Consider the following 23,409-nt stretch of genomic DNA (forward strand, 5'->3'; position numbering starts at 1 on the left):
CGTGTGGGATGCCGGAGGAGTTCGTCTTCGCGCGGCGCGCGGACTGGTCAGTCCATGACCATGGCCGCGATCGGGGCCCCGCTGGGCGCCTGCGAGCCACCGGCGGGCTCGACCGTGACGGCGATCGTGTCGGCGGCCGCGTACCTGGCGATGACCTCCCCGGAGCCGGGCACCACCGCGTCCGGCAGTGGATCGCCGCCGGGGTGGATGATCCAGAGCTGGTAGTCCCGATCGGCGGGCAGCTCGGGCATGGCGGCGAAGGAGATCGCCGCCGCGCCGAGCGCACTCGACGAGTTCACCGTGATCGAGCCGCCGCTCGGCACCGCCACCGTGGCGGCGCGCGCGTCCGCCTGCTCGAGCACCGTCGCCGCGGTGATCCGCGTGTCGGGCGACCCGGAGTCCCGCCCGGCCAGCACCGCACCGCCGACCACCGCGGCGACCAGCACCGCGGCGGCCGTGGCCAACCAGCCCAGCTGCTTCCCGGAGAACCGCCGCGCCGAGCGGATATCCCGCACGGTGCCCGGCTGCAGCTGGTCGAGCGCGGCCAGCAGCCGCCCCTCCAGCTCGGGCGGCGGCGGGACGGCGTCGACCGCGGAGAGCTCGCCGAGCACGTCGTGGGTGCGGTCGACCGTGTCGGCGAACCGGGCGGCGAGCGACGCGTCGGCGCGCGCGAGCCGCTCCTCGATGGCGGCGCGTTCGTGCTGGTCGACGGCGTCGAGGGCGTAGAGGGGAGCGAGATCGAGCAGGTCGTCGCGGTCGGTGTCAGGCATCGCTGGTCTTTCCGGTCAAGCAGTTCTCCAGCCGTTTCAATCCGTCCCGGATCCGGCTCTTGAGGGTGGGCAGCGGGACCGCGAGGTGGTCGGCCACCTCGCGGTAGGTGCGACCGGTGTAGTACGCCAGCCCGACCGCCTCGCGCTGGGTGGCGGTGAGCGTCTCCAGGCAGAGCAGCACCGCCTGCTCGTCGAGCCGCTGCCCGACCTCCTCCGCCACGCTGTCGTGCGCGCGGCCCAGGTGTGCGTGGCCGTAGACGGAGTCCCGGCTGGCCGCGTTCTGCTCGGTGCGCACCCGGTCGACCGCGCGGCGGTGGGTGAGCATCATGAGCCAGCCGATCGGGCTCGCCCTGGTCTCGTCGTAGCGCGCCGCCATCGACCAGGCCTGCAGGTACACCTCCTGGGTGACCTCCTCGGCGGCGGCGTGGCTGCGCAGCACCCGCACGGCCAGCCCGAACACGCGGTGGCTGGTGTGCCGGTAGAAGTCGGTGAAGGCGTCCCGGTCACCGCCGGCGACGGCGGCGAGCATCCCGATCAGCTGCCGGTTCTGCGCGGTGGTCGCCGCCCGGTCTGCCGGGTCGGCGGGGCACGCCGGATCCTGTTCGCCGGTGTCGGCGCTGTGCAGGCGAATCGGCGCGAACGCCGGTTCATTGGTCATGGTCGCGTCCCTGTCCGCATGACTGGCTTTCGACATGCCTCGGTGCTCGGATGGGTTCCGGGCTGGAATCTACTCGCCCGCGTGGGCGGAGACACGGAACCGGGCGATCTCCGCGGAGACCGCCCGGTTCGACGACAGCATCTCAGAGCGAGCGCGCGATGATCTCCTTCATGATCTCGTTCGTGCCCGCGTAGATCATCTGCACCCGGCTGTCCGCCCACATGCGGGAGATCGGGTACTCGGTCATGTAGCCGTAGCCGCCGAACAGCTGCAGGCACTCGCTGGAGATCGCCAGCGCGCGGTCGGTGGTCCACCACTTCGCCATGGCCACGGTCGGGATGTCCAGCTCGCCGACGAGGTGCTTCGCCACGCAGTCGTCGGTGAAGACCCGGGCCACCCGCGCCTCGGTGGCCACCTCGGCCAGCTTGAACTTGGTGTTCTGGAAGCCGAAGACCGGCCGCCCGAACGCCTCGCGCTCCTTGACGTAGCGCAGCGTGTGCTCCAGCGCCGTCTCCATGCCCGCTACCGCGCCGACCGCGATGATCAGCCGCTCCTGCGGCAGCTGCTGCATGAGCTGCACGAAGCCCTGGCCCTCGGCATCGCCGAGCAGGTTGGCGACCGGCACCCGGACGTCCTCGAAGAACAGCTCCGAGGTGTCCTGGCCCTTCTGCCCGATCTTGTCCAGCACCCGCCCGCGCCGGAACCCGGCCCGGTCCGCCTCGACCAGCACCAGGCTGATGCCCGCCGCGCCCTGGCTGACGTCGGTCTTGGCGACCACGATGATCAGGTCGGCCTGCGAGCCGTTGGTGATGAAGGTCTTCGAGCCGTTGATCACGTACTCGTCGCCGTCGCGCAGCGCCTTGGTCTTGACGTTCTGCAGATCCGAGCCGGTGCCGGGCTCGGTCATGGCGATCGCGCCGACCACCTCGCCGCTGGCCATCTTCGGCAGCCAGTGCCGCTTCTGCTCCTCGGTGCCGTAGTGCAGCAGGTAGTGCGCCACGATGCCGTTGTGCAGGCTGGCGCCCCACGCGGTGTCGACGGCCCTGGCCTGCTCCTCGATCATGACGGCCTCGTGCGCGAAGGTGCCGCCCCCGCCGCCGTACTCCTCCGGGATGGACAGGCACAGCAGCCCGAGCTCGCCCGCCTTGGTCCAGAGGTCGCGGTCGACGTGGTGCTGGGCGAGGTACTTGTCGATGTTCGGCGTGACCTCCTTGTCGTAGAACGCGCGCGCCAGCGAGCGCAGCGCGTCCAGGTCGTCGTCCATCCACACGGACCGGTAGGCGGCCATCGGGTTCCTTTCGTTCTTCTGTAACCGTAAATAACGGGTACAGGATGTCCCAGCGCTACTGTAGTGCCCGTCACTCCCCGCCGTCGAGTCCGCTAGCCTTGCCCGACATGACGAAAGGACGCGCCGACACCACCGGCACCCGCCGGGCCGCCGCGCCCTCCCCGGTCCGCACCGAACGCCGCAGGGCGTTGGTCGACGCCGCCATCGCCGCCATCACCGAGCACGGCCCGGACGCGCTCACCGGCCAGATCGCGGACCGCGCCGGGCTGGCGCGGACGCACTTCTACCGGCACTTCGCCAGCAAGGAGGAGCTCGACCTCGCTGTCGCCCGGCGCGCGCACGAGGAGCTCACCGAGCGCATCCGCTCCGCCCTCGCCATCGACGGCACCCCGCTCGACGTGATCCGCGCGCCGATCGCCGAGCACGTCGCCTGGGCGGGCGAGCACCCGAACCTGTACCGATTCCTGGTGCGCCGCAACTACTCCCGCGGCGCCGAGGAGGAGTCCAGGATCGGCGGCAGCGCCTTCGCCTCGGAGATCTCCGAGGCGGCCGGGCGCTACATCCCGTCCTTCAACACCGACCACGCCGCCGCCGACCGGCTGGTCGTCGCGCTGCTCGGGCTGATCGACGCCTCGGTGCGCTGGTGGCTCGCGCACGGCGGCTCCACCGAAACCGAGCTGGTCGAGCTGCTCACCGCGGAGTCCTGGCTGCTGATCGATCGCCGGCTGCGCGCGCTCGGCATCGAGCTCGACCCGGACGGCTCGCTGCCCGCGCCCTGACCAGGGTGGGGATCACAGCCCGGCGGGCGCGTAACCGCAGGTGCGGCGGGTAGTAAAGGCAGCAGGGGCGCGGTGCCCCGGTCCGCGGCGAGTGCGCAACCGGACCTCCCGACGGAAGGTGAACGCGCGTGCGGTGTGTGGTGTTCGGAGCGACCGGGTACATCGGCGGCCGTCTGGTGCCGGAATTGCTGAAGGCGGGGCACACGGTCCGGGTACTGGCCCGCACCCCGGGCAAACTGGCCGACGCGCCCTGGCACGACGAGGTCGAGGTGGTCAAGGGCGACGTCACCAGCGCCGACGACGTCGCGCGGGCGCTGGAGGGCCAGGAGGTGCTCTACTACCTGGTCCACTCGCTGACCCGCGCGGACTTCGACACCGTCGACCGCAAGGCCGCCGAGCTCGTCGTCCGCGCCGCCGACGAGCAGGGGCTGGCCCGCATCGTCTACCTGGGCGGCATCGTTCCGGAGGGGCAGGATCTCTCCCGGCACCTGGCCTCGCGCGCCGAGGTCGGCCGGATTCTGCTGGCGGGCCGGGTACCCGCGCTGGTGCTGCAGGCGGCGGTGATCCTCGGCTCCGGCTCGGCCAGCTTCGAGATGCTGCGCTACCTCACCGAGCGGCTGCCGGCCATGGTGACCCCGCGCTGGGTGCGCAACCGGATCCAGCCGATCGCGGTGCGTGACGTGCTCTACTACCTGACCCGCGGCGCCGAGGTCGCCCCCGAGGTGCGCGGCGCCTTCGACATCGGCGGCCCGGACGTGCTCAGCTACCTGGAGATGATGCGCCGCTACGCCCGGGTCGCCGCGCTGCCGCGCCGGATCATCGTCCCGGTCCCGGTCCTCACCCCGTGGCTCTCCGCGCAGTGGGTGAACCTGGTGACGCCGGTGCCGCGCGCCATCGCGGTACCGCTGATGGAGTCGCTGATCAACGACGTCGTCTGCCGCGACCACGCCATCGCCGAGCACATCCCGGACCCGGACGACGGCCTCGTCGGCTACGACCACGCGGTCGAGCTCGCGCTGGCCAAGATCCGTGACCTGGACGTCCCGACCCGCTGGTCGGACGCCGACGCGGGCACCGCCCCCTCCGACCCGCTGCCCACCGACCCGGAGTGGTCGGGCGGTTCGCTCTACCGCGACGAACGCTCGCTGGCCACCCCCGCCGATCCGCAGACCGTCTGGGCCGTGGTGGAGGCGATCGGCGGCGAGAACGGCTGGTACTCGTTCCCGCTGGCCTGGTCGGTGCGCGGCTGGATGGACCGGGTGGTCGGCGGCGCCGGGCTGCGCCGCGGCCGCCGCGACCCGCACCGGCTGCGCGAGGGCGAGGCGCTGGACTGGTGGCGGGTCGAGCACCTGGAGCGCCCGCACCTGCTGCGGCTGCGCGCCGAGATGCGGGTGCCCGGCCGCGCCTGGCTGGAGCTGCGGGTCGAGCCGGACGGCACCGGAGCGGTCTACCACCAGCGCGCGCTCTTCGAGCCGCGCGGCCTCGCCGGGCACCTCTACTGGAAGGCCATCGCGCCCTTCCACGCGGTGATCTTCGGCGGCATGGCCCGCAACATCACCGGCGCCGCCGAGGCGACGATCACCCCCTGACGCGCGAAGGCGGGTGCCCGCCGGGCACCCGCCGTCCGCCGTTCGCCTGCTACTGCGTGGAGAGACAGCCCTGGAAGGTCTGGAAATCACCGGCGAAGGCGAGCCCGCCGGAGCAGGTCGGCCGGTTCACGCCGTCCACCACGACCGTGGCGCCCGGCCCGGCGATCCCGATCGAGAGCCCCGGCCGCACGCCGAGGGTGATGACGCTCGAGCCCGGGCCGATCGCCACCGCCGCCGGGGCCGACAGGTAGCCCGACTCCGAGGTCGCCGCGCCACCGTTCTGCGCGATGGCCAGCGACAGCCCGGCGGCGTTCGCGTCGGCGTCCGCGGTGCCGTCGGTGCCGATGGCGAGCGCGGCCGAGCCGCCGACGCTCTCCGACGCGCACGAGGCGTCCCCGACGGTGACGGCGGCGACCTGCCCGCCGGTCGCCGGGCAGGTGGCGGTCTGGGCGTTCGCCGCGGGTGCGGCGAGCAGGGCGCAGGCGGCGGCCGCTCCGGCGCCTGCGAGGACGGCCGCGGTGCGGCGCAGGGGAGTGGTGGTCATGTCGTTCCTCCTGGGTCGTTCGGAACGCCGGACGATGGGTACCACCGCCCGGCGCCGTTGTCCGGTGACTCAGTAATGACGCGAAATCGACGCGTCAAACGGAGTGGTTTTCTGCCACCTCTGGCGGCGCCACCTGCGAAAAGAAAGAGATTCGGGCCGCGGCGGCCGATGGATGGGTCCGGGCCGCCGATGCGACCGATCCCGTCCGCTCAGCGCCCGGTGAGCTCGTCGAAGTGCGTCCGCATGGAATCGATCAGGGTGCTGAACACGCGGTGCGCGGCGGCCAGGTCCTCGTCCGGCAGCCCGGCCATGGCGGCCCTGGTGCGGGTGCCGAGCGGGGTGAAGAAGCCGCGCGCGACATCCATGCCGTGATCGGCGTAGCGCAGCAGTACCTTGCGCCGGTCGGCGGCGTCGGTGCCGCGCTGGATGTGCCCGGACTCGATCATTCGCTCCACCAGGTAGGTGACCGCGGCCGTGGAGATGCCGAGCAGCTTGGCCAGCCGGCCCGCGGTGAGCGGGTCACCCTCGATGTCGGCGGTCGCGATGTGCATGAGCGCGCGGAAATCCGTCGGCCGCAGCTCGTTGGCGCGCGCGAAGACGTGCCCGAGCTGCTCCGAGACGGCGGTGATCGCCCGCAGATCCGCGGAGATCTCGGACTCCAACAGCTCGCGCTCGCTCTCCTGCGGCACGCGCTCCTCGCTCATCCCCGCGATCCTTTCCAACCACCCGGAAAGGCCAGCCTATCCGAGCGGTGCGGGCGGACCGCGTCAGCGCGGGACGGTGACCGGCTCGGCGCAGCTGGCCGGGCCGTCGACCAGCGAGCACGGGGCCGGGTCCCTGGTCGGCAGGTAGCCGGCCGGGGTGCCGTTCGCGCGGATCAGCTCGGTGTAGGCGGGCACCGCGTCGGTCGGACGCCTGGTGAGCGTCGGGTCGGTCAGGACGTCCACGGTGTAGAGCCCGAAGCGGGGCGCGTAGCTGCCCCATTCGTAGTTGTCGGTGAGCGTCCAGTAGTTGTAGCCGATCACGTTCAGGCCGTCGGCGACCGCGCGCTGCAGCCAGTAGACGGTGTCGCGCAGGTTGTCGGCACGGGTGTAGCCGTCGGCGCGCGGCTTGCCGTTGTCGGTCGGCAGGCCGTTCTCCACGATGTAGAGCGGCTTGCCGGGGAACTGGCGGGCGTAGTGTCGCAGCGCGTAGTAGATGCCCTCGGGCTCGAGCGGGTTCTGCCAGAGCTTCTCGAAGTCGTACGGGGTGCGCAGCGCGTCGGGGGAGAGGCCGTAGTAGTAGTCGATGCCGATGTAGTCGAGCGCGCCCCCGATCCGCTCCAGCAGGGCGCCGTTCACCGCGCCGTCGACGGCGGGGATGTAGGCGGCGTTGCTGGTGACCATGGCGCCCGGCTGCACCCGGTGGATGTGGTCGTAGATCGCCAGGTGCGCCTGCGCGATCTTCTCGTGCATGAGCGGGACGTCGGAGGCGGGCAGGGTGCCGTGCTGCACCTCGCGCAGCAGGTAGACCGCGGGCTCGTTGAAGGTCACCCAGAGCGGGTCGGCGGCGGCGTAGCGGTCGACCACGGTGCGCGCGTTGGCCAGCCAGTTCGGCACGATCTCCGGGTCGGCCCAGCCGCCGCGGTCGGCCTGCCAGCCCGGGTACACCCAATGATCGAGGGTGATCATCGGCCGCATGCCCGCCGCGCGGATCGCCGCGACCACCTCGTCGTAGAAGCGCAGCCCCGCCTCGTCCCACACCCCCGGTCGCGGCTGCACCCGGGCCCATTCGATCCCGATCCGGTAGACCTGCACCCCCAGCCCCCTGGCGAGCGCGATGTCCTCGGGGAACCGGCCGTGGAAGTCGATGGAGTCGCCGTACGGCTCGTCCTCGCGGGCGGCGTAGCGGGCCCAATTGCTGTCCGGGGCATCGCCTTCGGACTGGAAGCCGGAGGAGGCGACGCCCCAGAGGAAGTCGCGGGGCAGGGGAGCGGGCGCTCCCGGGGAGGCTCCGGCCTGCGGGGGAGCGAAGAGGAGCAGGGCGATGAGGACGGCCACGATACGCATCGCGGCACAGCCTAACTGGTCACCCGTCCGATTGTCTGACAAATTGTGGTACCTAGATATGCGCATCTAACTATATAGCCCACGTCCTCAGGAAAAAGAGAACACCGCAAGGATCAGGAGGGCAGGTGCGCCCATCGCTGAGCGAGTCGGGCGCACGCCCGGACCAGGTCCGGCGGTTGTACGTCGGTGAGCTCGGTGTCGAAGGTGGCAAGGATCCCGGCGATGCCGGCCCACGACCACGCGCCCAGCGTCAGCAGGCAGTGCCCGGCATCGATGTGCTCGACGACCGAACCGCCGGGTGCCCACCGCGCGACCACTTCGGCGGGCAGCGCGAGCCGCGCCGATCCGGTGCACTGCCAGGCCGCGGGGGTATCGCCGCGGTCGGGGCTGGTCATGACGAAGGCGGCGACGTCGTCGCCGGGCAGCTCCCGCTCCGGGAACGGCTCGGTGGTTGCGCGCGGCAGCAGCCGGTCGACGCGAAGGACGCGCCAGCCGTCGTCCCAGGCGACCAGGTACCACCGGGCCGCCCAGACCGCGAGGTGGTGCGGCTCGATGCGCCGGGCGGGGGCGAAGCCGGGGTCGCCGGGGTCGGGCCGGGTGCCGTCGGCCCGCAGCGTCTCGACCACGAGGGCGTGCCTGCGCCGGACGGCGGTGCCGACGACGGCGAGCGCGCGCGGGTCGATGGGCGGTGCGGGGAACTCCCAGTAGTTGCGGAGCTGGGTGAGGCGCAGGGTGCCCATGGCGGTGCGGAGCCGGGGTGGCATCGCGCGGGTCAGGGTGTCCAGGGCGCGGGCGGTGTCCTCGGCGAGGCCGAAGATGGTGGCGGGCGCGGTCTGCAGCGCGACCGCGACGGCGAGCGCCTGGTCGTCGTCGAGCAGCAGGGGCGGCAGGGTGCTGCCCGCGCCGAGCCGGTAGCCGCCGCCCGGTCCGCGCACGGTGGTGATGGCGTAGCCGAGTTGCCGGAGCGTGTCGATGTCGCGGGTGACGGTGCGGGCGCTGACCTCGAGCCGCTCGGTGAGCTCGGGGAGTGACCACTGCGGGCGGGCGGCGAGCAGGGAGAGCAGGTGCAGGGCGCGCCGGGAGGTTGTTGCCACGGAGTCCATGGTGCGCGCGGTAGTGGTCATCCGGTGTCCGGTATGGGCGGCATCGTTCGCAGCAGGGTTGCCGGATGAAGGAGTGGAAGCGATGCGGGTCGTTGTTGTCGGAGGCGGAATCGGCGGGCTGGCGCTGGGGTCGGGGTTGCGGCGGGCGGGGGTGGAGGTGTCGGTGTTCGAGCGGGATACCGATGTCAGAGCGACGGGCGGGTACCACATCACGCTGGACGGGCCGGCGCAGGAGGCGTTGAGTGGCTTGGTCGCGCCGGAGATCGTGGAGCGGATGCTGGCGTCGGGTTCGGCGCTGCGGCTGCGTGATCCGGACGCGTTCTGGGATCGGCGGGGGCGGGTGCTCGGGTACGGCCCTGAGCTGCGCGACGATCCGAGTCTCGATATCGACCGGATCACGCTGCGCGCGCTGCTGGCGGAGGCGGTCGGTGACGATCTGCACCTGGGGAAGGTCGCGACCGGGGTCGGGTATGCCGGGGACGGCGCGCCGGTGGTGTGGTTCGACGACGGCACCTCGGTGACCGGTGATCTGGTGGTGGGGGCGGATGGCGCGCATTCGCTCGTCGCGCGGTTTCTGGCGGGCGGGCCGACGAATGCGCCTGCCGGGATCGTCGGGTTCTCCGGGCGGACCTCGGTGAATGATCTGAGTGCGGGGGAGCGGGCGCGGCTGGGTACGCGGTCGGGGCTGGTGGTCGGGCCGCACGGTGCGGCGCTGTACCTGGGGTTTCTCGATCCGGTGGGCAATGCGGTGCTTGACCGTCCGGAGCTGCGGTCCCCGGTGACCACCGGGCCGACGTTCATCTGGGGTGCCATGTTCCCCGACTCCGCGGTGACCGGCGCGCTGCGGAAGCTGCGCGGGAGTGCGCTGCGGGCGGCGCTGGTGGCCCGGTTCCGGGAGCTGGGCTGGCGTCCCGAGGTGCTGGAGGTGATCGAAGCCGCTGATGCGGAGAGCGTGGCGGCGTTTCGGTTCAACGCGGCGTCGTCGCGGGCGGGCGAGCTGGCGCCGTGGCCCGCGGGCCGGATCACCGCGCTGGGCGATGCGGTCCATGCCACGCCGCCGACGGCGGGGATGGGCGCCGGTGCGGCGATTCGCGATGCGGCCGATCTGGTGGAGCGGCTGGGTTCGGTACCGCTCCCGCCTGCGGTCGAGGGTTTCGAGGCGGCGATGCGGGAGCGCGGGGCCGCGGTGCTGACCGCGGCGATGGGGCCGGTGCGCTGGATTCTGTTCACCGACACGGTGGCCGGGGCGGCGCTGACGGTGGCCGCCGCCCCGGTGCTGGCCGCTGCCGCGCGGTGGCGCGGGCGGCGCTAGCGGGCGTTGTGTCTGGCCAGGTTCCAGCTCTGCCAGGTGTCGTCGTCGAGTTGGTGGGCGATGGCGGTGCGCAGCTGGAGCCGGAGGTCGGCGGGGAGCCGGTCGATGGCGGGAACGATGTCGGCGGAGAGGCCGCCGAGGTAACCGGTGTCGAGTGCGCCGCTGTGCTGCCAGCGCCGGGCCCCGGTCGGCGGTGGGTGAGGAAGACCGGCCCGCGGGTGCGGTCGCGGATCAGCCGGGGTAGCAGGCGGGCGGTGCCCGCGTCCCAGTACACATTTTCAAGGACGTGTTCGTAGTGGGTGGCACCGCGACGGCGGGTGCGGGGTTTGGCGCCCTTGGACTTCACCGCCGCGGTGCGGCCCGCGAGGTCGAGGTCTTCGATGTTGAGCCCGAGCAGCTCGTCGGTGCGAGCGCAGGTTTCGTACAGCATCCGCCACAGCGTCTTCTCCCGCACGTGGATCTCGCGGCGGGCGATGAGCCGGTCGATCGCGGTGCGCGAACGGAACCGGCGTTTCGGAGTTCGGCGGGGTCGAGCGTGCGGCCGAGGGCGGGAGCGTCGGTGCGGTCCAGCCCTGTTCGGCGCACCAGGAGAGCCATTTACCGACGGCTGCGCGGCGCGCGTTCCAGGTGTTGACCGCCGCGTTGCCCCACAGGGTTTCCAGCGCGCCGCCGACTTCGGCGTCGGTGACCGAATCCAGGGCTCGGCTGGCGCCGATGAGTCAGTGCTTACCCCGGATAACAGACTATTACCCGGGGTATCACTGCTATCGTTGAGCGGTCACGGCCAGACGCGTACCGACGTTCGCCGCAGTCACCGATGCCCACGCCCCCGGACGACAGAGTCGGCCAGAGTTTCTCGGGGTCCGCGCTATGAACAATGCCGTCCTGCCTACCGGTGCCTCCACCCGGCCGGGTGGAGGCACCTTCGTCGTTCTCGGGTAGCGCCGAGTCCGCCGCGATCATGGAATATCGTGCCGGTCATGACCACGGATGACTGGTTGGCCGACACCCGAACCTCTTATGACACGGTCGCGGTCAGCTATGCCGACCAAGTGCGCGGCGCCCTCGCCGGACACCAGTACCTGCGCGCGGCTCTGGCGTTGTTCGCCGACAGCGTGCGGACCGCCGGCGGCGGACCGGTCGCGGACGTCGGCTGCGGCCCCGGTGAAGTCACCGCCCATCTGCACGAGCTCGGTGTCGACGCCTTCGGTATCGACCTCTCCCCGGCGATGATCGACGTGGCCCGGCGCGACCACCCCGGCCTGCGGTTCGAGGTGGGCTCGATGACGGAACTGAACCTGCCCGTCGCGTCGGTGGCCGGCCTGCTCGCCTGGCAGTCGTTGATCCACATCCCAGACGAGGAGGTGCCGACTGTACTCGGACGCTTCCACCGAGCATTGCGTCCCGGCGGACCGTTGCAACTGCTGTTTCACGTCGGCGACGAGTCGCGGTTGAAGACGGAGGGCTACGGCGGTCACCCGATGAAGGTCCATGTCCACCACCGTCAGCCTGACCAGGTGGCATCCTGGCTGCACGATGCCGGATTCGTGGTCGAGGCCCAGATGCTGCTCGACCCGGATGCGAAAGCTCAGCAAGCGATTCTTTTCGCACGCAGTAAGTCCTGACTTCTGCATATGTCGGGCTCGCCCTTCGGAACCGCGGGTCCCCGACGTACACCGCCCGGCGGGAAGCGTGGGTACCGCCGAGAACTGGAGTACGCATGTCACCGAAGAAGCAGCCCACCGCCGCCGAACGCGCTCGCGCCGCCGCCCGCGAGGGCGACAACTACACCACCGCACTGCGCGGTGGGACCGCGGCCGCCGACGCCTCCACCGGCCCGGTCGCCAGCCACCGCAACCGCGACACCCCCAGCGAGGCATCGGTGATCAGCAGTGCGTCCAGCTCGGCGCAGCGCGCCGGGGTGAACTCGTGCGCCGGCCGGTCGTAGGTTTCGCGCGGGGCGTGCTCGCGGGCGTGGGCGAGGCAGTGGAGAGTTCCTGGCCCCTTCGTGGAGATTTCGTGTGGTCAGCCGGGCAGTGTCTCGCCGCCGATCGGGGCGAGGATCTCGCCGGAGTAGTAGGAGGACATGGCTCCGGCGGCGAAGAACACGTAGGAGGGGGCGATCTCGTCGGGCTGGGCGGCGCGCCCGGAGGGCACCTGCGTGCCGAAGTCGGCGACCTTCGCGGCGTCCATGGTCGCCGGGATGAGCGGTGTCCAGACGGGGCCGGGTGCGATGGCGTTGACCCGGATGCCGCGCTCCTGGAACGCCTGGGCCAGCGAGTAGGTGAGCGCGTTGATCGCGCCCTTGGTGGCGGAGTAGTCGATGAGGTCGGGATTGCCGCGCAGCCCGTTGATGGAGCTGGTGTTGATGATGGTGCCGCCGGGGGTGAGGTGCGGGAGCGCGGCCTGGATGGCGTGGAAGAAGCTGTCGATGTTGACGGCGAAGGTGCGTCGCCACTGCTCGGGGGTGATGTCGGCGAAGTCGTCGACCGGGTTCTGGTAGGCGATGTTGTTGACCAGGATGTCGAGTCCGCCGAGGTCGGCGGCGGCGCGGTCGATGACGCCGCGGCAGTGGCCGGGGTCGGCGAGGTCGCCGGGGTAGAGGTGGCAGGCGCGGCCGGTGGCGGTGACGAGGTCGCGGGTGTGTTCGGCGTCGGCGTCCTCGTCGAGGTAGGCGATGGCGACATCGGCGCCCTCCTTGGCGAAGGCGATGGCCACGGCGCGCCCGATGCCGGAGTCGCCGCCGGTGACGACGGCCTTCTTGCCGTCGAGCAGGCCACTGCCGATCCAGCCGCGCATCTCGTCGCGGGGGCGTTCGGCCATGTCGTCGGTGTGGCCGGGGTAGTCGATGGTGTGCGGGGTGTGCTCGCTCATGCTCGGCGCCTACCCGGCCCGGTCCGCGGTGAACCGGTGTTTGCCGGGCGGGTGGCCGGGCACAGCGGTGTTGCCCGTCGGCGCCCGTCGGCGGGCCGGTTCCGAGGAGGTTTCCGATGGCGCTGACCGCGCTCGCGCTGGTGTGTTCGCTGAAGAAGTCCCCGGCCGAGTCCAGTAGTGACCTGATCGCCAGGCAGCTGCTGGAGGAGCTGGCCGGGCACGAGGTGACCGGCGAGGTGGTGCGGGTGGTCGACTACGACGTCCGGCCGGGGGTGAGCGCCGACGAGGGCGACGGTGATCAGTGGCCGCGGCTGCGCGCCCGGGTTTTGGCGGCCGACATTCTGATCGTGGCGTGCCCGACCTGGGTGGGGCACATGTCCTCGGTCGCGCAGCGGGTGCTGGAGCGGCTGGACGCGGAGCTGTCGGAGACCGATGACGAGAATCGTCCGAGCATGGTCGGCAAGGTCGCGGTGGCGGCGGTGGTGGGTAACGAGGACGGCGCGCACAAGATCGTCGCGGATCTGTTCCAGGCGCTGAACGACATCGGGTTCAGTATTCCGGCGCAGGGGTGCACGTATTGGAACGGGGAGGCGATGCAGGGCACCGATTACAACGATCTCGACGAGGTGCCGGAGCCGGTGCGGGGCACGAATGCGGCGGCGGCGCGCAATGCCGCGCACCTGGCGCGGGTGTTGCGGGCCCAGCCGTACCCGGCTTACCCGGGCTGATCAGACCGCGATACGGCCGATCGCCGGCAGGTGTGCGCTGGTGTCGACGACCAGCGGGTCTTGGTCGAGTAATCGCGCGCAGCGGAGCGGGTGCCACGAATTCGGGGCCGGCTGCGCACTGCGGCAAGGGAATATCGCGGTCAGAGTCCGAGTCTGGTGACGGCGTTGTCGTCGAGGGGGTCGGCGGTGCGGATGTAGCCGTGCACGGTGCGCGGGTTGGACCAGCGGCCCTGGCGCATTATCTCGCGGTCGGCGGCGCCACCGAGTGCGGCCTGGGTGGCGAAGCCGGCGCGCAGGGAGTGGCCGGAGAACAGGGCCGGGTCCAGTCCGGCTCTGGCGGCGTAGCGCTTGACCAGTTCGGCGACGGCGCGGCCGGAGACGGCGCGGTCGCCGATTCCGCCGTGGCGGTTGATGGCGGGGAAGAGGGGGAGGTCGCCGGGTAGGTCGGTGCCGGTGAAGCCGTGGCAGCGGTGGAGGGCCGGATCTCGCTGCGGGATGGGGTGTCGAGGGTTTGCTGCGCGCAGCTCGAGCCAGTCGGCGAAGGCGCAGACCGGGCAGGTGTGTGGGCGGTTGCCGCGGGGCAGCGCGACCCGGTGTTCGGCGGCGCCGGTGGGGTCGGTCTTGGTGGCGGGCAACCGCAGGACCAGGACGGGTTCGCCGGTGCGGTGGTCGGTGTGCACGGTGATGTCGCCGATGCGCAGCCCCGCGAGTTCGCTGCGGCGGAGCGCGCCGGCGAAGCCGGTGAGCAGGAGCAGGGTGTCGCGGCGGCGGGCGGGTTCGGTGGGCATGCCGGGGGGTGGGAGGCAGCCGAGGAGCTGCTCGAGGGTGTGCAGGAGGACCGGGCGTTTGCGCAGGGGAGCGGTGCGGCGGGCGCGGCGGATGCCGCGCAGGGTCATGCGGACGACGTCGGAGCGGGTGGGGGAGGGCAGCCCGTTCGCGGCGTGTACCGCCGCGACTGCCGAGGACTTGCGTTCCAGCGTGGCCGCGCCGAATGCCCAGCGGCCGTCTGGTTTCCGCGCGTCCGCGGCGGCGGCGAGGTAGACGGCGAGGTCGAGGGGGTCGGCGGGGAGTGCCTGCCGGTTCTCGGCGGCGCACCAGGCGGCCCAGGCTATCCAGTCCGCGCGGTAGGCGCGGACGGTGTTCTCCGATTGGGCCGCTCGGAGGTAGCGGCTGAGGGCGCCTGCCTGGGTGTCGTCGAAGCGTTCGCGGACTCGGCGTAGGGCGGCGGTGTCGATGAGGACCGTGCCCACGCCGGCGCGGAGGCGTGCCTGGACCGGGTCGGGGATGGCGACGGGGTGTTCGGGCACCGGTCGAGGATAGCGGTCGATGGGGGCATGTTTTCGGCGTTGATTTGGTTGCGTTTGCGTCAGCAAACGAAACGAAACGTAAAAGGTCGGCCGACGGGAAGTACGCGCTGCCTGACCTCCGATAATGTTCACTTATCGGAGGTCAGGAACAACAGGCGAATCGCCGCTACGATCGAGGCACACGACGCGGAACGAGGGAGTCAGCTGTGCGAGATCCCATCCTCACGCCGATCGACGGCACGCCGAATCTGCTGCTCGGAAGCTACGACCTGACCGGCCTCGGATACTCGGTCAGCGAGTTCGTCGTCGCGGGAACGGCGAGCTCCTACACCCCGGTCGGCGAGCTCACGGTCGACGGTCGCTGGAACGTCGCGCCCGGCGCGCGAGCCGGCTACGCCACCAGGGCGGTGGCCGTCGTCCCCGCCGATGCCGGCCGGTTCAACGGCACGGTGGTGGTCGAGTGGCTCAACGTCAGCGGCGGCCTCGACGCTCCCGCCGTGTGGATGATGGCGCACCGCGAACTGCTGCGCGAGGGGTACGCCTACGTCGGGGTCTCGGCTCAGCGCGTCGGCATCGAGGGCGGCGCAGGCATGGTCGGCGACTTCTCGCTCAAGACGGTCGATCCGCAGCGCTACGCACGCCTGAACCATCCCGGCGACGAGTACAGCTTCGATATCTTCGGCCAGCTCGGGACGGTCGCCCGGCATCGGGGCGATGAGCTGCTCGCGGGGCTACACCCGCAACGGGTCCTCGCGGTCGGCGAATCCCAGTCGGCCATGTTCCTCACGACCTACATCGACGCCGTCGTCCCCCTCGGGCCGATCTACGACGGATTCCTGGTGCATTCCCGGTTCGGCCCCGCCGGGCCGCTCGACGGGGGATCCATGTTCGACCCCGCCACCGTCGCCCGCCTCCCACGCCCGCGGTTCCGCGACGACCTGCCGGTCCCGGTGCTGGCCGTCATCACCGAGACCGACCTGATCGGCGGCGTACTCCCCGGCTACCTCCCGGCTCGGCAACCGGACGGTGAACTGCTTCGTGTCTGGGAGATTCCCGGAGCCGCGCACGCCGACAACTACACGATCCAGGGCGCTTTCCTCGACAGCGGGCTCGCGCCGGTCGCCGAACTCGCCGAGGCATACCGGCCGACCAGCACGATGCTGGGCCGCCCGCTGACCCACTTCCTCAACTTCGCGCCGCAGCACCACTACGTGCTCAATGCGGCCATCGCGCGGCTCCACGACTGGGTCGTCGCCGGCCGAGGCGCTCCCGCGGCGCCACCGATCGACGTCACGGACGAGGATGTGCCCACGATCGTCACCGACGACGACGGTGTAGCGGTCGGTGGGCTGCGAACCCCCTGGGTGGACGTACCCACCGCCGCCACATCGGGCGCGAACACCGAGAACGATCGCATGTCGGCACTGTTCGGCTCCGGCGCGCCGTTCGACGCGGCGCACCTTGCTCGCCGCTACCCCGGCGGTCTCGACGAGTACCTCACCGGCTTCACCACCGCGCTGGATCGGACGATCGACGCCGGTTTCCTCGTGGCCGCGGATCGGCCGGAGATCCTGGAACTCGCGACCATCACGGCGCGTCGTCAGTTCGCGGGGTAGCGGCGGCGCTCAGTTCTGCGGATTCAGCAGCGCGGCGGCGGCCGCGCGGTCGCCCTCGGCTCCGGTGGTCAGGGCGTACAGGGCGTAGCCGATGGGGAAGGCGTTCCACAGGTTCCTGGCCTGGGCCACCAGGCCGGGGTGCACGTGCCCACCGGCCTGCGCGTAGACCTCCAGGGTCGTCCGCAGCAGCTCCTCGCCCGCGGCGCCGTACTGGGCGGCCAGGTCGCGGGCGGGGTCGTCGACGCGGGCGGTGGTCCAGTCCAGGACGCCGGTGATGGTGCCGTCCTCGGCGAACAGGACGTGGGCGGGGTAGATCTCGCCGTGCGTCATCACCGTCCGATCGGGCCAGCAGATGTCGTCGGCCAGCCACGCCGCCCAGGCCTCGGCGATCTCGGGGGCGACGGTGAACTCCGCGCTCACCTTCTCGATATCGTCGCGCCAGGCCTGCCTGACCTGCTCGGGGCTGCGCACCTCCACCCCGGCGGCGGCCGCCTGCTCGGGGGTGATCGAGTGCAGGCCGGCCAGGAGGCGGCCGAGGCGAGCGGCGTAGTCGGGGCTCGCGGGGTCCATGTGCCACCGGGGCTCGCCCGCGTCGGACAGGGTCAGGCCGGGCGCGCCGGGCAGGGCCGGGTAGGCGATCAGCTCCGGGGTGCGGAGCTGCCAGTCGGGGACGGCGACACCGTCGGCGGCGAGGGCGGGGGCGACCAGGTCGAGGATGCGGGTCTCGGCGGCCATGCCCGCGGTGACGTCGGCGCGGCGGGGCAGGCGCAGGACCCAGCGGCGGCCCGCGTCGTCGAAGGCAAGGACGACGCGGTAGTCCAGGCCGGCCTCGATCACCGTCGCCCCCTCGGGGGTGAGGTGCAGGTCGTGCGCGGACGCCAGGGCAACGACGTCGTCGATCGTACTCATGGGCAGAGACTTTCACACGGGCCCGCACCGGGGCCATTCGATATCGTCGGGGACCGATACCGACGAGCAGTACCGTGCAGCTCATCCCGGTGCGGAGCGGCGCCGGGTCACCGCGCGGGCACGAGCCGTAGCGGCAGCCGGGCGTAGCGGCGGATGACGTTGTTGGGCAGCCATTCCGGCTCGCCGACGACCTCGATCCGCGCCACCCGCTCGGCCAGCGCGGTGAGCACGGCCTCGGCTTCGAGGCGGGCAAGGGCCTGGCCGGCGCAGCCGTGCCTGCCGTAGCCGAATCCGAGCTGGCGGGTGGCATCGCGGTGGATGTCGAAGGTGCCCGGTTCGGTCCACTCGCGGGGGTCGCGGTTGGCCGAGGCGTAGAGCACCAGGACCCGGGCACCGGCGGGCACGGGCGTGCCCGCGAGCTCGACCGGCCGCCGCACCGTGCGGGCGAACCCGCGGATGGGCGATTCGTAGCGCACCGCCTCGTGCACCGCGTTCGGGACGAGGCCGGGATCGCGGCGCAGCGCCTCCCACTGGCCGGGGTGGGTCGCGAACAGGTGCAGGGCGGCGGAGATGGCGCCGATGGTGGTGTCCAGCGACGGCGCCAGGTAGTCGATCATGAGCGCGGTCGCCTCGGCCGGGCCGATCCGCCCGTCGTCGGCGGCTCGCAGGACGTCGGCGCCCGCGCTGCCCGGCAGCAGGGCACGGTCGCGGACCAGGGCGCGGGTGTAGCGGAGCATGGCCAGGTTGGCGGGGGCGGTCCGCACGCCGCGGCCGTTGAGCGGGCCGAGCGCGTCGAAGGTCGCGGCGGCCCAGTCCAGCAGGTGGTCGCGGCCGTCGCGGGGCCAGCCGACGAGGTCGGGCACGATCGACAGCGGCAGCGCGGCGGCGAGCGTGACACCGTCGACGGTGCCCGCGCGCACCGCGGCGGCCACGGTCTCGGCGGCGCGTTGCCGCACGTCCTCCTGGATGGTGCGCAGCGCGCGGGGCAGCATGCGGTGCGCGAGCAGGGTGCGGCGGCGGCGATGGTCGGCGCCGTCGCTGGCGAGGGTGGTGTCCCTGGACATCCGGTTGGTCACCGGGTTGAGCGCGACGCCGCCGCCGGAGGCGAAGGTGTCGTGATCGCGCAGCACGGCCTTGCATTCGGCGTAGCGCGGCAGCGCGTAGGCGCGGTGGCGGGGGAGCCGGACGACCGGGCCGAGCTCGCGCAGCCGGGCGTAGTGCGGGTGCGGATCCAGGATGGCGGCGCGGGAGTAGAGATCGGGGCGGTAGACGGGGACGGTGTCAGGCACGGGACCTCCCGGTGTCGCGGAGGGTGGCGTGGTGGCGGGCTGTGGCCTGGACGACGCCGTCCGGGCGGATCAGCGCGTAGCGGGCGCCGCCGCGGCGCAGCCAGCGGCGCAGCGCCGGTCCCGCCACCAGGGCGCGGGTGCCGTCGGCGCGGGTGGTCAGGACGGTGTAGCGGCCGCGGGCCCGCTCGTCGAAGCGGTGGCCGCTCGCGAGCCGGTCGTTCGGCACGAGGCGACCGGCCAGGGTGAACGGGTGCGGCCGGTCGTTGAGCGCCGAGCGGTGCAGCGGCGGGGTGCGGCCCTCGGTGAGCGCGGCGCGCAGCCACGGGATCCGGTGCAGCCGCGGCGCCACCCCGGCGCGCAGGGCGGCGGTGTGCTCACCGCCTGCGGTCATGGCGACGCCGACGAGCCTGGCCATCCGGATCATGCTGCGCGCATGCGGTTTTCGTTCCTGCTGGTAGCTGTCGAGCGCGGTGTCGGGGAGCTCGCCGCGCAGTACAGCGGCGAGTTTCCAGGTGAGGTTGGCGGCGTCGCGCAGCCCGGCTCCCATGCCCTGGCCGATGAACGGCGGGCTGAGGTGAGCGGCATCGCCGAGCAGGAAGACCGGTCCGGCCCGCCAGCGGTCGGCGAGCTGGGCGCGGAAGGTGTAGTCGGCGACGCGCACCAGGTCGAGGTCGCCGGGGCGGGCGCGGGTGGTCCAGGGCGCCAGCAGTTCCCGCAGCCGGGCGGGGTCGGCGCGGAATCCCGCGGCGTCCTCGCCGGGCAGCAAGCGGAATTCCCAGCGGTACCGGCCCGCCCCGATCCGCATGTAGGTGGCGGCGCGGTGCGGGTCGCAGACCTGGTGCACGCCCTCCCAGTGCCCGAGCTCGGCATCGGTGGCGACGTCGAGCACCAGCCAGCGCTGGGTGAAGCCCAGATCCTCGGGCACCGCGCCGATCTCCCGACGCACCAGGCTGTTGGCGCCGTCGCAGCCGAGCAGGTAGCGGGCCCGCAGCGTCTCGGCCGTACCGGCGGCGTCGGTCACCGCGAGCGCGACCCCGGCGGTGTCGCGCTCGACCCGGGTCACCTCGGCCCCGGCGCGCAGGGTGATGCGGGGATTCGCGCGCACCGCGGCGCGCAGCAGTGCCTCCAGGTCGGGCTGGTCGAACATGTTCGCCTCGGGGTGGCCGTGCCTGCCGATCGGGTCGCGGTGGAACTCCGCGAGGACGCGCAGCTCGCGGTCGAGCAACCGCAACCCGAGGGCGGGGCGGGAGATGGCGTCGAACCCGGCCCCGACTCCGATCCGGTCCAGGATGCGGCGGATCTCGCCGTCCAGGTGCACCGCCCGCGGTTGCGGGTAGGGGTGTGGCCTGCGTTCGAGGACAACGGCGGGTACGCCATCGGCGGCGAGCAGCAGGGCCGCGGTGAGACCGGTCGGGCCCGCGCCGACGATCGCCACCGGCACGGGGGCGCCGGTCATGGGCGGACCGCGATCCGGGTGGTGAGGGGGTAGCGCGCGAGCACGGCGCGGACCGCGGCCGCGGCGCCGGTGAATGCCTGCGCCGCGGTCAGTTCGCGCGCGGCGGCGGCCCGCAGCCCGCGCCCGGCCGGCGGCACTGGTTCGACGGCGGCCGGATCCGCGGGGGGTTCGTGGCGGGGCCGGAGCGGGTCGTCCGGAGGCCGCGTGCCGGTCATCGGGTTTCCACCCGGTTGCGCTGTCTGCCCAGGTCGAGTGCGCCGTCGGGGGTGGCGATCGCGGCTTCGACGATGTCGCCGTGGCGCAGGTACTGCGGGTTGTTGCGCTGGCGCCGGAAGAACGCCTTCCACTTCAGCGCGGGCGGCAGCAGCGAGCCGATGATCTCGATCGGCTTGGCCGGTGCGCGCAGCGCGGTCCCGCCGGGGGTGCCGGTGAGCAGCAGGTCCCCGGCGTCCATGCGCTGGAACCGGCTCAGGGCGCGCAGCGTCTCGAGCGGGCGGTAGATCATGTCGGTGACCGTGCTGTCCTGGCGCGGTTCGCCGTTGACCCACAGCCGCAGCCGCAGTTGGTCGAAGCGGGCGGCGTCGCCCGGCTCGAACAGTACGAGCGCCGGGCCGACCGGGGTGAACGTGGGGTACGACTTGGCCTCGTAGAACTGGGTTTTCGGCAGCTGCACATCGCGAGCGGAGACGTCGTCGGTGATCACCAGCCCGGCGATGTAGTCGCCGAGCTCCGCGCTGGTGAGATCGGCGCCGACCTCGAGGGTGCGGCCGAAGACCAGCCCGATCTCGACCTCGTAGTCCAGGAAGCGGACGTGCTCGGGCCGCACGATCGCACCGTGCGGGCCGGTGATCGAACCCGACGCCTTGCGGAAGAAGGTCAGCGGAACCGTCGCCGGATCCATCCCCGAATCCCGGACGTGGGAGACGAAATTCGTCATCTGGGCCACCACCCGGCACGGTGCGGTCACCGGCGAGAGCAGCGCCAGCTCCTCGACCGGCACCGGGTCGCCGGCCGCCGCGGTGACCGCCGCCCGGTCGGCGAGCAGTTCGGTGGTGCTGCGGGCGGTGGTGTCGAGGCGGATCGCCCCGGCCGGAGTGGCCTTCCACCAGGCGTCGGCAGTGCGCAGGACGGCGATACTCATGAGCGGGCTACTTTCAACAGGCCACGAAGGCGGTGCAGGTCGAATTCGTTCTCCGCGCGCAGGGCGCGCCCGAACGCGCCTAGCTCGCGCAGGGATTCCGGGCCGGGGCGGATGCCGAGGAAGTCCGGGCTCGCCGGCGGGCCCCACTGGGCCAGCCCGGACGCGGTGAACGGGGCCCAGCCCGGTTCCAGTGCGGCGTCGAACAGGTCGCCGTCGCTGAAGTGCTCCACCAGGAAGCCGTCCGGATCGCGCCAGTAGTCGAAGATCTGGCTGCCCTGGATGTGCCTGCCGATACCCCACGACCGGCGGTAGCCCCGCGCGCGCAGGTACTCCCCGCCCGCGGCGAGCGCGTCCAGATCGGCCACCTGGTAGGCGGAGTGCACGTAGCGGTCGCGCGGGCCGAGGGTCAGGGCGAGGGTGTGGTGGTCGGCCGGGGTGGTGCCGCGGTCGCAGCGGATGAAGCTCATCACCGGGCCGCGTTCGCGCTGGCCGGGGTAGTACAGGAAGTCGCTGACGATCATGCCCAGGTGCTGCAGGTACCAGTCCAGCGTCGCGCGGTAGCGGGTCGTCTGCAGCACCACGTGCCCGAGCCGCTGTACCAGTGCCGGGCGCCGGGGCGGGCGCTGCGCCCGGTTCACCCGGGCCGCGTCGAGACCGGTGTTCACCGTCAGCGGCTGCTGGCCGGGGAGCGCGGGCAGCGGGTGCGGCTCCGCCACCACCCGGACCCGGGCGCCGCTCGGATCGGTCAGCTCGACCATCGATCCGCCGATGCTCGCCGGCAGCGGCGTCACCGCGGCGCCGGTGGCGGTGGCCAGGCGCGCCAGATCGGCGGTGTCGGCGGCGAGGAACGTGGGTCCGAGGAAGCGGGAGCGCGGCCCGCGGCGCACGATCACGCACGGCGCGGCGGTGCCGGTGCCGCGCAGCTGCAGTTCCCGCTCGTCGCGCAGCACGGTCGCGAAGCCGAAGGCGTGCGCGAACTCCTCGGCGCGGCGCAGGTCGGGTTTGGCGAATTCCAGCCAGGCCAGGTCCTGCACCTTCACCACCGGGTCGCGGGCGCGTCCCGGGTGCTCGCCGCGCAGGGCGCCCTGCTCGCTGTGCAGGTCGGTATGGGGATCGTGCATCGATGAACCCTCCTTGTTGACGATATCGTCACATTCGACGTGACACTCAGTCAACAAATTCTGAGGATTTCGTCAGAAATGAGCCCGCTACGATGCACGGGGAGGTGGATCATGAGCGATGACGGTTCCGCGGCGCCGAACAGGCTGACCCGCCGCAAGGCCCGGACCAGGGCGGCGCTGATCCGCGCCGCGCAGGACTTCCTCGCGGGCGGCAGGCTCAACGCGCCGATCCTGGAGATCACGCAGGCCGCCGACGTCGGCATGGGCTCGTTCTACAACCACTTCGACAGCCGCGACGCCCTGTTCGCGGCCGCGATCGCCGACGCGCTGGACAGCTACGGCGCCTGGTTCGACGCCCTCACCGAGGAGCTGCCCGACCCGGCGCAGGTCTTCGCCCAGGGCTTCCGGCTCACCGGCAGGCTGCACCGCACGGCCCCCACCCTCAGCAAGGTGCTGCTCAACAGCGCCTCCGCCATCTTCGAGTCCGACCGCGGGCTCGCGCCGCGGGCCCGGCGCGATATCGAGACCGGGATGCGGGCGGGCCGCTTCCGTCCCCGCGACCCGGACCTGACGATGGTCGTCGTGGTGGGTGCCGCGGTGTGCCTGGGGCAGCTGCTGCACGACCACCCCGAGCGCGACGAGGCGGCATCGGTCGATCAGGTGGCCGAGGATCTGCTGTGCATGCTCGGCGTGCCCGCCGAGGAGGCGCGGGAGATCTGCGCCAGGCCGATTCCCGAGCTGGTCGCCCCGCCCGAGGTCGGCGCCGCCTGACCGGGTGTCGCGGAGACGGCGGACCGGCCGGTCGCGACGGCGATCGTCTCGGCGCAGACATCCCAGTCCACGCCGGTGGCGATGCCGGAGGCGACGATGCCGAGCG

Annotated in this window: 23 protein-coding genes; 8 read left to right on the forward strand and 15 right to left on the reverse strand. The window is 72.4% G+C overall.

The window, feature by feature from the left end; all coding sequences use genetic code 11:
• Window positions 1-47 precede the first annotated feature (47 nt).
• The 3 genes from ACFO0B_RS02450 to ACFO0B_RS02460 all read right to left on the reverse strand — a co-directional run bounded on the left by ACFO0B_RS02450 (window position 48) and on the right by ACFO0B_RS02460 (window position 2,716).
• Window positions 48-770 (reverse strand): anti-sigma factor, encoded by a 723-nt coding sequence (locus tag ACFO0B_RS02450; RefSeq protein WP_378610616.1) that lies wholly within the window; start codon window positions 768-770, stop codon window positions 48-50.
• Window positions 763-1,428 carry an ECF RNA polymerase sigma factor SigK gene (gene sigK / locus ACFO0B_RS02455; RefSeq protein WP_378610617.1) on the reverse strand — a complete coding sequence of 222 codons (666 nt, stop codon included), beginning with the start codon at window positions 1,426-1,428 and terminating at the stop codon, window positions 763-765. Before sigK ends, ACFO0B_RS02450 begins: the two co-directional genes overlap by 8 nt.
• A 142-nt stretch (window positions 1,429-1,570) precedes the next feature.
• Window positions 1,571-2,716: an acyl-CoA dehydrogenase family protein gene (locus tag ACFO0B_RS02460; RefSeq protein WP_378610618.1), complete on the reverse strand. Its 1,146-nt coding sequence runs from the start codon at window positions 2,714-2,716 to the stop codon at window positions 1,571-1,573.
• A gap of 107 nt (window positions 2,717-2,823) precedes the next feature.
• Here ACFO0B_RS02460 and ACFO0B_RS02465 point away from each other — a divergent pair, with 107 nt between their 5' ends.
• Window positions 2,824-3,495 carry a TetR/AcrR family transcriptional regulator gene (locus ACFO0B_RS02465; protein ID WP_378610619.1) on the forward strand — a complete coding sequence of 224 codons (672 nt, stop codon included), beginning with the start codon at window positions 2,824-2,826 and terminating at the stop codon, window positions 3,493-3,495.
• A 140-nt stretch (window positions 3,496-3,635) separates the two neighbouring features.
• Window positions 3,636-5,084, forward strand: a complete 1,449-nt coding sequence (locus tag ACFO0B_RS02470) for an SDR family oxidoreductase (RefSeq protein WP_378610620.1) — start codon at window positions 3,636-3,638, stop codon at window positions 5,082-5,084.
• A 49-nt stretch (window positions 5,085-5,133) separates the two neighbouring features.
• Here the strand turns inward: ACFO0B_RS02470 and ACFO0B_RS02475 are convergent, their stop codons facing one another.
• The 4 genes from ACFO0B_RS02475 to ACFO0B_RS02490 all read right to left on the reverse strand — a co-directional run bounded on the left by ACFO0B_RS02475 (window position 5,134) and on the right by ACFO0B_RS02490 (window position 8,770).
• Window positions 5,134-5,628 carry a DUF6764 family protein gene (locus ACFO0B_RS02475; protein WP_378610621.1) on the reverse strand — a complete coding sequence of 165 codons (495 nt, stop codon included), beginning with the start codon at window positions 5,626-5,628 and terminating at the stop codon, window positions 5,134-5,136.
• 209 nt (window positions 5,629-5,837) lie between these two features.
• Window positions 5,838-6,332, reverse strand: coding sequence for a MarR family winged helix-turn-helix transcriptional regulator (locus tag ACFO0B_RS02480; RefSeq protein ID WP_378610622.1), 495 nt, complete (start codon window positions 6,330-6,332; stop codon window positions 5,838-5,840).
• A 63-nt stretch (window positions 6,333-6,395) separates the two neighbouring features.
• Window positions 6,396-7,676 (reverse strand): family 1 glycosylhydrolase, encoded by a 1,281-nt coding sequence (locus tag ACFO0B_RS02485; protein ID WP_378610623.1) that lies wholly within the window; start codon window positions 7,674-7,676, stop codon window positions 6,396-6,398.
• 113 nt (window positions 7,677-7,789) lie between these two features.
• Complete coding sequence (locus tag ACFO0B_RS02490) at window positions 7,790-8,770, reverse strand: helix-turn-helix transcriptional regulator (protein WP_378610624.1); 981 nt, start codon at window positions 8,768-8,770, stop codon at window positions 7,790-7,792.
• A 91-nt stretch (window positions 8,771-8,861) separates the two neighbouring features.
• On the opposite strand from ACFO0B_RS02490, the gene ACFO0B_RS02495 reads away from it, so the two are divergent.
• The 3 genes from ACFO0B_RS02495 (at window position 8,862) to ACFO0B_RS02505 (ending at window position 12,039) form a co-directional block, all read left to right on the forward strand.
• Window positions 8,862-10,091 carry an FAD-dependent oxidoreductase gene (locus tag ACFO0B_RS02495; protein WP_378610625.1) on the forward strand — a complete coding sequence of 410 codons (1,230 nt, stop codon included), beginning with the start codon at window positions 8,862-8,864 and terminating at the stop codon, window positions 10,089-10,091.
• A 980-nt stretch (window positions 10,092-11,071) separates the two neighbouring features.
• Window positions 11,072-11,716 (forward strand): class I SAM-dependent methyltransferase, encoded by a 645-nt coding sequence (locus ACFO0B_RS02500; RefSeq protein ID WP_378610626.1) that lies wholly within the window; start codon window positions 11,072-11,074, stop codon window positions 11,714-11,716.
• Window positions 11,717-11,811: 95 nt separating this feature from the next.
• The gene (locus tag ACFO0B_RS02505; protein WP_378610627.1) at window positions 11,812-12,039 is read left to right on the forward strand and encodes a hypothetical protein; all 228 of its coding nucleotides are present in this window, start codon (window positions 11,812-11,814) and stop codon (window positions 12,037-12,039) included.
• A 77-nt stretch (window positions 12,040-12,116) separates the two neighbouring features.
• On the opposite strand, the gene ACFO0B_RS02510 is transcribed toward ACFO0B_RS02505, so the two are convergent.
• Window positions 12,117-12,965 carry an SDR family oxidoreductase gene (locus ACFO0B_RS02510; RefSeq protein WP_378610628.1) on the reverse strand — a complete coding sequence of 283 codons (849 nt, stop codon included), beginning with the start codon at window positions 12,963-12,965 and terminating at the stop codon, window positions 12,117-12,119.
• 116 nt (window positions 12,966-13,081) lie between these two features.
• Here ACFO0B_RS02510 and ACFO0B_RS02515 point away from each other — a divergent pair, with 116 nt between their 5' ends.
• Window positions 13,082-13,693 carry a flavodoxin family protein gene (locus ACFO0B_RS02515; protein WP_378610629.1) on the forward strand — a complete coding sequence of 204 codons (612 nt, stop codon included), beginning with the start codon at window positions 13,082-13,084 and terminating at the stop codon, window positions 13,691-13,693.
• 140 nt (window positions 13,694-13,833) lie between these two features.
• Here ACFO0B_RS02515 and ACFO0B_RS02520 read toward each other — a convergent pair whose 3' ends face one another.
• The gene (locus ACFO0B_RS02520) at window positions 13,834-15,000 is read right to left on the reverse strand and encodes a site-specific integrase (protein ID WP_378610630.1); all 1,167 of its coding nucleotides are present in this window, start codon (window positions 14,998-15,000) and stop codon (window positions 13,834-13,836) included.
• Window positions 15,001-15,206: 206 nt separating this feature from the next.
• Between ACFO0B_RS02520 and ACFO0B_RS02525 the strand changes: the two genes are divergently transcribed.
• Entirely contained in the window at window positions 15,207-16,616 is a 1,410-nt protein-coding gene (locus ACFO0B_RS02525) for an alpha/beta hydrolase domain-containing protein (RefSeq protein ID WP_378610631.1), read from the forward strand.
• A gap of 9 nt (window positions 16,617-16,625) precedes the next feature.
• Here the strand turns inward: ACFO0B_RS02525 and ACFO0B_RS02530 are convergent, their stop codons facing one another.
• The 6 genes from ACFO0B_RS02530 to ACFO0B_RS02555 form a co-directional block, all read right to left on the reverse strand.
• On the reverse strand, window positions 16,626-17,525 hold the full coding sequence (locus tag ACFO0B_RS02530; protein ID WP_378610632.1) for a macrolide 2'-phosphotransferase: 900 nt from the start codon (window positions 17,523-17,525) through the stop codon (window positions 16,626-16,628).
• A 107-nt stretch (window positions 17,526-17,632) separates the two neighbouring features.
• Complete coding sequence (locus tag ACFO0B_RS02535; RefSeq protein ID WP_378610633.1) at window positions 17,633-18,814, reverse strand: cytochrome P450; 1,182 nt, start codon at window positions 18,812-18,814, stop codon at window positions 17,633-17,635.
• Window positions 18,807-20,270, reverse strand: coding sequence for a bifunctional 3-(3-hydroxy-phenyl)propionate/3-hydroxycinnamic acid hydroxylase MhpA (gene mhpA, locus ACFO0B_RS02540; RefSeq protein WP_378610634.1), 1,464 nt, complete (start codon window positions 20,268-20,270; stop codon window positions 18,807-18,809). The genes ACFO0B_RS02535 and mhpA overlap by 8 nt, the downstream gene beginning before the upstream one ends.
• The gene (locus ACFO0B_RS02545) at window positions 20,267-20,485 is read right to left on the reverse strand and encodes a hypothetical protein (protein WP_378610635.1); all 219 of its coding nucleotides are present in this window, start codon (window positions 20,483-20,485) and stop codon (window positions 20,267-20,269) included. The genes mhpA and ACFO0B_RS02545 overlap by 4 nt, the downstream gene beginning before the upstream one ends.
• Window positions 20,482-21,411: a fumarylacetoacetate hydrolase family protein gene (locus ACFO0B_RS02550; protein ID WP_378610636.1), complete on the reverse strand. Its 930-nt coding sequence runs from the start codon at window positions 21,409-21,411 to the stop codon at window positions 20,482-20,484. The genes ACFO0B_RS02545 and ACFO0B_RS02550 overlap by 4 nt, the downstream gene beginning before the upstream one ends.
• Entirely contained in the window at window positions 21,408-22,532 is a 1,125-nt protein-coding gene (locus tag ACFO0B_RS02555) for a VOC family protein (protein ID WP_378610637.1), read from the reverse strand. Before ACFO0B_RS02555 ends, ACFO0B_RS02550 begins: the two co-directional genes overlap by 4 nt.
• Before the next feature lie 111 nt (window positions 22,533-22,643).
• Here ACFO0B_RS02555 and ACFO0B_RS02560 point away from each other — a divergent pair, with 111 nt between their 5' ends.
• Window positions 22,644-23,303, forward strand: coding sequence for a TetR/AcrR family transcriptional regulator (locus ACFO0B_RS02560; RefSeq protein ID WP_378610638.1), 660 nt, complete (start codon window positions 22,644-22,646; stop codon window positions 23,301-23,303).
• Window positions 23,304-23,409: the final 106 nt, after the last annotated feature.

Source organism: Nocardia jiangsuensis, from assembly GCF_042650385.1.
Taxonomy (GTDB): Bacteria; Actinomycetota; Actinomycetes; order Mycobacteriales; family Mycobacteriaceae; genus Nocardia; species Nocardia jiangsuensis.

What these genes read in the sequence shown, in the direction of transcription:
- ACFO0B_RS02475 (WP_378610621.1), bottom strand. Translation starts at nt 5,628, where the DNA reads ATGACCACCACTCCCCTGCGCCGCACCGCGGCCGTCCTCGCAGGCGCC.
- ACFO0B_RS02465 (WP_378610619.1), top strand. Translation starts at nt 2,824, where the DNA reads ATGACGAAAGGACGCGCCGACACCACCGGCACCCGCCGGGCCGCCGCG.
- ACFO0B_RS02505 (WP_378610627.1), top strand. Translation starts at nt 11,812, where the DNA reads ATGTCACCGAAGAAGCAGCCCACCGCCGCCGAACGCGCTCGCGCCGCC.
- ACFO0B_RS02550 (WP_378610636.1), bottom strand. Translation starts at nt 21,411, where the DNA reads ATGAGTATCGCCGTCCTGCGCACTGCCGACGCCTGGTGGAAGGCCACT.
- ACFO0B_RS02500 (WP_378610626.1), top strand. Translation starts at nt 11,072, where the DNA reads ATGACCACGGATGACTGGTTGGCCGACACCCGAACCTCTTATGACACG.
- ACFO0B_RS02510 (WP_378610628.1), bottom strand. Translation starts at nt 12,965, where the DNA reads ATGAGCGAGCACACCCCGCACACCATCGACTACCCCGGCCACACCGAC.
- ACFO0B_RS02560 (WP_378610638.1), top strand. Translation starts at nt 22,644, where the DNA reads ATGAGCGATGACGGTTCCGCGGCGCCGAACAGGCTGACCCGCCGCAAG.
- ACFO0B_RS02555 (WP_378610637.1), bottom strand. Translation starts at nt 22,532, where the DNA reads ATGCACGATCCCCATACCGACCTGCACAGCGAGCAGGGCGCCCTGCGC.
- ACFO0B_RS02480 (WP_378610622.1), bottom strand. Translation starts at nt 6,332, where the DNA reads ATGAGCGAGGAGCGCGTGCCGCAGGAGAGCGAGCGCGAGCTGTTGGAG.
- ACFO0B_RS02450 (WP_378610616.1), bottom strand. Translation starts at nt 770, where the DNA reads ATGCCTGACACCGACCGCGACGACCTGCTCGATCTCGCTCCCCTCTAC.
- ACFO0B_RS02515 (WP_378610629.1), top strand. Translation starts at nt 13,082, where the DNA reads ATGGCGCTGACCGCGCTCGCGCTGGTGTGTTCGCTGAAGAAGTCCCCG.
- ACFO0B_RS02460 (WP_378610618.1), bottom strand. Translation starts at nt 2,716, where the DNA reads ATGGCCGCCTACCGGTCCGTGTGGATGGACGACGACCTGGACGCGCTG.
- ACFO0B_RS02530 (WP_378610632.1), bottom strand. Translation starts at nt 17,525, where the DNA reads ATGAGTACGATCGACGACGTCGTTGCCCTGGCGTCCGCGCACGACCTG.
- ACFO0B_RS02485 (WP_378610623.1), bottom strand. Translation starts at nt 7,676, where the DNA reads ATGCGTATCGTGGCCGTCCTCATCGCCCTGCTCCTCTTCGCTCCCCCG.
- ACFO0B_RS02545 (WP_378610635.1), bottom strand. Translation starts at nt 20,485, where the DNA reads ATGACCGGCACGCGGCCTCCGGACGACCCGCTCCGGCCCCGCCACGAA.
- ACFO0B_RS02495 (WP_378610625.1), top strand. Translation starts at nt 8,862, where the DNA reads ATGCGGGTCGTTGTTGTCGGAGGCGGAATCGGCGGGCTGGCGCTGGGG.
- sigK (WP_378610617.1), bottom strand. Translation starts at nt 1,428, where the DNA reads ATGACCAATGAACCGGCGTTCGCGCCGATTCGCCTGCACAGCGCCGAC.
- mhpA (WP_378610634.1), bottom strand. Translation starts at nt 20,270, where the DNA reads ATGACCGGCGCCCCCGTGCCGGTGGCGATCGTCGGCGCGGGCCCGACC.